A 6,553-nucleotide genomic window follows, 5' to 3' on the forward strand; every position below is an offset into this window, starting at 1 on the left:
TTCTCCCCAACTGACCGGTTCGAGTGGTTACATCAACTCTGCCACAGGCCATGGCACATACCGACCGAGCCGTTACGATCTCCATTTGTGCCGACAGACTTCTCCATCCTGGTGATCGGTGCTGGTCAGGCCGGGCTGTCGGCCGGTTACCACCTGCAACGCCTCGGATTGCGCCCGGAACGGGACTTCCTCATCGTCGATCACGCACCGGGACCCGGCGGGGCCTGGCAGTTTCGGTGGCCATCGCTCACCTTGAGCACCGTCAATCGCGTACATGACCTCCCAGGCATGTCGTTCGCTGAGACATTGCCACCCGATTCCGATGCGGTGCCCGCCGCGACCGCAGTGCCGCGCTATTACGAGCTGTACGAGAAGCGATTCGATCTGCGGGTGCACCGACCGGTCTCGGTGACCGTGGTCTGCGATCGCAATGCCGACGGAACCCCGTGTGCCGCAGGGCCGGATCCCGCGGCGGGGCGTGGCACGACGCTGAATGTCGAGACCGATAACGCGGGCACAATCCGGGTCCGCGGCCTGATCAACTGCACCGGCACTTGGGAGCATCCCTTCATTCCGCACTATCCAGGTGCGGAGACCTTCGCCGGACGGCAACTGCACACCCACGACTACCGCACCGCAGAGGAATTCGCCGGCAAACATGTCGTGGTGGTCGGCGGCGGGGTGTCGGCGGTTCAGTTGCTCGATGAGATCTCGCAGGTCACCACCACTACCTGGGTGACCCGACGCGAGCCGGTATTCCGTGACACACCGTTCGCCGAGGAGAACGGCCGCGCCGCCGTCGCGATCGTGGAGGACCGGGTGCGGCATGGCCTGCCGCCGGGTTCGGTGGTTTCGGTCACCGGATTGCGACTCGACGATCGACTGCGCGCCGCCCAGGCCCGCGGGGCGCTGCGGCGGCATCCGATGTTCGCGAGTATCGAACCGAATGGGGTGCGCTGGGCCGACGGTTCGTTCCAGCCCGCGGAGGTGATTCTGTGGGCGACCGGATTCCGCAGTGCCCTGGACCATTTGGCCCCGTTACGCCTGCGCGGTCCGGGCGGCGGCATCACCATGACCGGCCGCCTCGCCACCCAGGTAGCCATCGACCCGCGCATCCACCTGATCGGCTACGGCCCATCCGCGAGCACCATCGGCGCCAACCGGGCCGGCCGCGCCGCCGCCCGAGACCTGACGCGATACCTGGATTTGATCTAGCCAGTACTCAGCAGTGGAATTCCTCTCGTTCCGGCGAAAGCCGGAACGAGACCACTGATTTCGCGAGGACATGGGTAACTCACCGGGTACGCCCAAAACTCGCGCGGCGCACGACGCAGGACCTGAACGCGACTCACGCGGCACCCGACTGGTATGGCCTAAATATTCGGGGAGGCGGACAGCCCGGCGGTGAAGGTGGCTGGATCCGGACCGATGCGAGCGTCGTTGTCGAGTGTGTTGATGGCGTTCATCTGGTCGCGGGTGAGTTCGAAACCGAAGACATCGAAGTTGGCTGCTATCCGGGACGGGGTGACCGACTTCGGAATGACCACAATGCCCTGCTGGAGGTGCCAGCGGATGATCACCTGGGCCGGGGCCCGGCCGACCTCTTCGGCGATGGCGACGATGGTCGGATCGTCGAGCAGTGTGCCCTGCCCGAGTGGGCTCCACGCTTCGGTGGCAATGGCATTCGCATCGTGGAACGCGCGTAGCTCGCGCTGCGCCAACCGGGGATGCAGTTCGATCTGGTTGACGGCCGGGACCTCACCGGTCTCGCCGATGATCCGCTGCAGATCGGCGACGGTGAAGTTCGATACCCCGATCGAACGGACCCGGCCGTGCGCCTTCAGAGTCTGGAACGCCTTGAAGGTCTCGACGAAGCGATCGGCCTGCGCCACCGGCCAGTGGATGAGATAGAGATCGAGGTAGTCCAGGCCGAGCCGAGCCATGCTGGCGTCGAACGCGCGCAGCGTGGAGTCGTAGCCCTGATCCGAATTCCACAGCTTGGTGGTGACATAGACCTCGTCGCGCGGCAGCCCGGATTCTCGGATGGCGCGGCCGGTGCCCTCCTCATTGCCGTAGATCGCGGCGGTATCGATGCTGCGATAACCCACCTCCAGCGCGGCGGTGACGACCGGCTGGACGTTGTCCGGCGGCACTTGAAACACACCGAAGCCGAGCTGCGGGATCACGTTCCCGTCGTTCAGCACGATCGGGGGAATGGCGCTGGTCTCGCTTCTGAAGGTCACCAACCGACCGTAGAAGTGCCGCGCCGCGTCGTCAACGAGAACCCCTGGTGTGTTGACCACTGGTTTGCCGAACGTTGTCGCTTTTGTGCGGGTTGGCAGAGATCGGTCAGGGCGCGGGAAGACCGAGGCGGCGGTAGCGGGTATGGCGGGACGCGCGGATTTCGGCCAGCGGACGGGTGCGCAGCCCGGTCAGTTCGTCGGCGATGGCGGCGACCATGCGGCGGGCGAAGTCGACCGGTTCATCGGCGGCGTCCGGAAATTCCGGGACGATCCGGTCGACGACGCCGTCGGCGAGCAGATCGGCGGCCCGGATGCCCTGTGCCGTCGCCAATTCGAGGGCATGGGCGGTATCGCGGTACACGATCGCGCTCGCCCCTTCGGGCGGCAGCGGCGCGAGCCAGCCGTGGGTGGCGGCCAGGACCCGGTCGGCGGGGAGCAGGGCCAATGCGCCACCGCCGGTGCCCTGACCGAGCAGGACCGAGACGGTCGGGGTATCCAGGGTCACCAGATCGGCTATGCAGCGGGCGATTTCGGGGGCAAGCCCGCGCTCCTCGGCTTCCTTCGACAGGGCCGCTCCGACCGTATCGATCACCAGGACCAGCGGCAGCCGCAATTCCTGGGCCAACGCCATACTGCGCCGGGCCTCCCGTAACGCGGCGGGGCCCATGGTGTGTTCACCCTGCTGCCCCGAACGGTCATGGCCGAACACAATGCACGGCTGGCCCCGAAAGCGAGCCAGCGCATGCACTATGGTGCGATCGGATTCGCCCTGACCGGTGCCGCTGAGCGGAACCCGTTGCGTCACATGGCGTAACAGGTCACGGATACCGGGCCTGCCTGGACGGCGCGAGATCCGAACCGATTCCCAGGCCGCGACATCCGGAGCCGCATTCGCGACCTGGTGCATCGGTACGGCCCAACCAGGTTCCGCCGCAACAGGATCCGGCACACAGCCGAGCACGCTCAGCGCACGATGGGCGATACGGCGGAACACCGAAACCGGGAGCACCCCGTCGATCACGCCGCTGTGGTACAGATTCTCCGCGACCTGCACGCCCTCCGGAAAATCCCTGTCGTACAACGCTTTATAGACGCGCGGGCCGAGAAAGCCGATGAGTGCGCCGGGTTCGGCAAAGGTGATGTGCCCCAGCGAACCCCAGGACGCGAACACGCCGCCCATCGTGGGATTGCGCAGATAGACCAGATAGGGATGCCCGGCCGCCTTGTGCGTCGCGATCGCACCCGCGATCTTCACCATCTGCACGAAAGCGATTGTGCCCTCCTGCATTCTGGTACCACCGGAGGTCGGTGACGCGACCAGCGGCAGGCCGAGTTCGGTGGCTCGCTCGACCGCCGAGACGATGCGCTCGGCCGCGGCCACCCCGATCGAACCCGCCAGAAATCCGAACTCGCAGGCGATTACGGCCACGCGTCGACCACGCAGCAGACCTTCGCCGGTCAGCACGGCCTCATCGGCGCCAGCCGCCAACTCGGCCTTGTGCAGTTCCGCGCGATACCGCGGGGATGCGGCCACCGTCACCGGTGGCCGGTCCCAGCTGATAAACGAGTCCGAGTCGAGCAGTTGCCTGAGCAACTCCCGCGCCGAAATCCTCATCGAGCGAGCTTACAGCGTGTCTGGGAAACCCCTTTCGGCATTTCCAGGCAACCATCCTTCTCGGATGTCCTCCGTGCACGGGACAAGACCGCGCACCTCGGTTTCCACGCTCCATCCGGGGTGGTTCCACCCGCACCCGCGTGCTGGCCAGCGCCGGGGGCGTCCACGGACGTTGGTCACCGAGGCAGTGTCGGTGCCCCGGATAGACGGCAGTCTCCACCGGGCACCGACAGAGTTCTCAGTCGACCTCTTGGCCAGTCGATTGGTAGGCGCGAACGCTCAGTTGCCCTGCATGACCTTGCGTAGTGCGTACTCGGTGAGCGATACCAGCGCCTGCTTGGCAGGCTCACGACGACGGGCGTCGATGGACAGGATCGGCACATCCGCAGGCACCGCGAGGGCCTGGCGGATGTCCTCGATCGGATACCGCGGCGCGTCGTCGAATTCGTTGAGCGCAACGAGGAACGGTAGATTGCGCGCTTCGAAGTAGTCGACGGCCGCGAAGCTGTCCTCGAGTCGGCGGGTGTCGACCAGCACCACGGCGCCGATGGCGCCGCGGATCAGGTCGTCCCACATAAACCAGAAGCGGTACTGGCCCGGCGTACCGAACAGGTACAGCACCAGATCGTCGGCGAGGCTTATCCGGCCGAAGTCCATCGCGACCGTGGTGGTCGACTTCATCGGAATACCGGTCAGATTGTCGATTCCGGTACTGGCGTTGGTCACCAACGCCTCGGTGCGCAGCGGAACGATCTCCGAGACGGCACCCACCAACGTGGTCTTACCGACACCGAAGCCGCCAGCGACCACGATCTTTGCCGAAGTCGGCTTGCTGGTGCGGGTATCGACCTGTGCCGTCGAATTAAATACGCCGGAGTCCACTGAGAACCCTTTCGATCAGCTCGCGACGTTCATCGTCGCTGGAATCGTCTTTCAAAGTCGCCGAAACTCGCACATGCCCGGCCTCGATGAGGTCGGCCACGAGCACGCGGGCCACCCCGATGGGGATACCCAAACGCGCTGCCACTTCAGCAACGGACGGCGATTCTCTGCACAACTCCACGATGGACGTCTCGATGTTGGTCAGTTCGAACTGCCGCTCCAGGGCGACCGGATGCGATGCGACAAGCGCCTCCAACGCCAACTCGACCGCGGGCCTGGTACGGCCCGCAGTCAAGGAGTACGGGCGAACGAGACTCGGCTCGGCGCTTCCCATGCGGTGATCGTCTATGTCCATCCCACCATCAGGAACCCATCGTGACGCGTGGCGTGGCCTGCACCGTCTGGCCGACACGCTCGACCAGCAGGGCCATTTCGTAGCCCACCTGGCCGATATCGCAGGAAGTATTGGTCAGCACCGCGAGATACGAGCCGTCGCCGACTGCCATGAGTAGCAGGTAGCCGTGCTCCATCTCGACCACCGACTGTAGTACGGTGCCGCCCTCGAATAGATTCGAGACGCCTACCGAGAGGCTGGCCAGTCCGGCGGTAACGGCCGAGAGCTGCTCGGCACGGTCCACCGGCAGCTGCGCGCTCGCCGCCATGAGTAGGCCGTCAGCCGAAACCAGGACGGCATGAGCTACGCCAGGAACCTCGTTGGCGAAGTTCGAAACCAGCCAATCCAGCTGACGATTCGTACCACCTAGATCGGGGTTCATCGGTCTCCTTTATCTCCGGTTAGGTTCATTGCCTTCATTGCGCGGCCATCCCGGACGCCCTGCTGGTGACGACTCAAGCTGGACCTGATCGTTTCTGGATCGCGACGCGGTGTGCGATCAGCGTTGCCGGTGACACCGCCGGGGACCAGCCTTCCGCCCGGATTGCGCTGAGGCAAACCGGCGGCCGTCTTTGTTTCGGCCTGGGCCTCGCTGGCGCGGCGCGCCGCCTGCCAGCCCTCGTCGCCCGGTGATTCGAAGGAGGAGGCCACCTGGGACCGGTCCGCATTCGGATCCGAGAGCCACGCCGACATCATTTCGGCGAAGATCGGCGTCCCGCCCATGACCGAATCGGAGTCGACCGCGGGCTGCAACCTGGTCTGGAAGAACGACGCCGCCTTCTCTGGATCGGGTTTGAAGCTGTGCCGACCCGGATCGCGCGGTGTGGTCGTTGCCCCGCTCTCGGAAACCGCGGGCGTCTCACCGGTGCCGGCGGGCTGGACCGCACCGCGATCGCGTCGCGGCAGACCGACACCCGGCGGAACTTCCTTGCGCGGCAGTACGGTTGCACCCGGATCGCGCTGGGGCAGACCGGTCGGGCCCGGCTCCCGCTGCGGCAGACTGTCGCGGGACGGTAGCAGACTGTCGCGCTGGGGCAGGCCGCTCGGCGGCGGCGTACCCTGCTGACGCTGCGGCAGGCCGTTCGGAGCCTCGCGCTGCGGCAATCCGCTCGCGGGCGACTGACGCTGCGGCAGACCGCTAGTACCCGACTCCCGCTGCGGCAAACCATTCGAAGTCGAATCCCGTTGCGGCAGACCGCCGGTACTCTCCCGCTGCGGCAAACCGCCCGTACTTTCCCGCTGCGGCAAACCCCCCAGAGCATCACGCTTCGGCTGCGGCAGACCGCCGGTACTCTCCCGCTGCGGCAAACCGCCCGTACTTTCCCGCTGCGGCAAACCCCCCAGAGCATCACGCTTCGGCAGACCGCCTGTGCTCTCCCGCTGCGGTAGATCCCCCAGAGCATCACGCTGTGGCAAGCT

The 6,553-nt window shown here is 65.9% G+C and carries 6 protein-coding genes and 1 pseudogene; 1 reads left to right on the forward strand and 6 read right to left on the reverse strand.

The window, feature by feature from the left end:
• The first annotated feature begins 87 nt into the window (after positions 1-87).
• Entirely contained in the window at positions 88-1,215 is a 1,128-nt protein-coding gene (locus tag AB0L63_RS07740; protein ID WP_364496203.1) for an NAD(P)-binding domain-containing protein, read from the forward strand.
• A gap of 158 nt (positions 1,216-1,373) precedes the next feature.
• Here AB0L63_RS07740 and AB0L63_RS07745 read toward each other — a convergent pair whose 3' ends face one another.
• From AB0L63_RS07745 to AB0L63_RS07770, 6 genes and pseudogenes are all read right to left on the reverse strand, one after another.
• Positions 1,374-2,243: an aldo/keto reductase gene (locus AB0L63_RS07745; protein ID WP_364496206.1), complete on the reverse strand. Its 870-nt coding sequence runs from the start codon at positions 2,241-2,243 to the stop codon at positions 1,374-1,376.
• 106 nt (positions 2,244-2,349) lie between these two features.
• On the reverse strand, positions 2,350-3,858 hold the full coding sequence (locus tag AB0L63_RS07750; RefSeq protein WP_364496209.1) for a carboxyl transferase domain-containing protein: 1,509 nt from the start codon (positions 3,856-3,858) through the stop codon (positions 2,350-2,352).
• 279 nt (positions 3,859-4,137) lie between these two features.
• Positions 4,138-4,740, reverse strand: coding sequence for an ATP/GTP-binding protein (locus tag AB0L63_RS07755; protein WP_364496212.1), 603 nt, complete (start codon positions 4,738-4,740; stop codon positions 4,138-4,140).
• The gene (locus AB0L63_RS07760; protein ID WP_040686485.1) at positions 4,721-5,095 is read right to left on the reverse strand and encodes a DUF742 domain-containing protein; all 375 of its coding nucleotides are present in this window, start codon (positions 5,093-5,095) and stop codon (positions 4,721-4,723) included. Before AB0L63_RS07760 ends, AB0L63_RS07755 begins: the two co-directional genes overlap by 20 nt.
• Positions 5,096-5,102: 7 nt before the next feature.
• Complete coding sequence (locus AB0L63_RS07765) at positions 5,103-5,516, reverse strand: roadblock/LC7 domain-containing protein (RefSeq protein WP_011207200.1); 414 nt, start codon at positions 5,514-5,516, stop codon at positions 5,103-5,105.
• Positions 5,513-6,553: pseudogene (locus AB0L63_RS07770) on the reverse strand (histidine kinase); the annotation flags it as partial. The gene AB0L63_RS07765 and the pseudogene AB0L63_RS07770, both read right to left, overlap by 4 nt.

This window comes from Nocardia sp. NPDC051990, from assembly GCF_040680755.1.
GTDB lineage: Bacteria > Actinomycetota > Actinomycetes > Mycobacteriales > Mycobacteriaceae > Nocardia.

Coding starts and splice junctions, on each gene's coding strand:
- AB0L63_RS07765 (WP_011207200.1), bottom strand. CDS start 5,516: ATGAACCCCGATCTAGGTGGTACGAATCGTCAGCTGGATTGGCTGGTT.
- AB0L63_RS07750 (WP_364496209.1), bottom strand. CDS start 3,858: ATGAGGATTTCGGCGCGGGAGTTGCTCAGGCAACTGCTCGACTCGGAC.
- AB0L63_RS07760 (WP_040686485.1), bottom strand. CDS start 5,095: ATGGACATAGACGATCACCGCATGGGAAGCGCCGAGCCGAGTCTCGTT.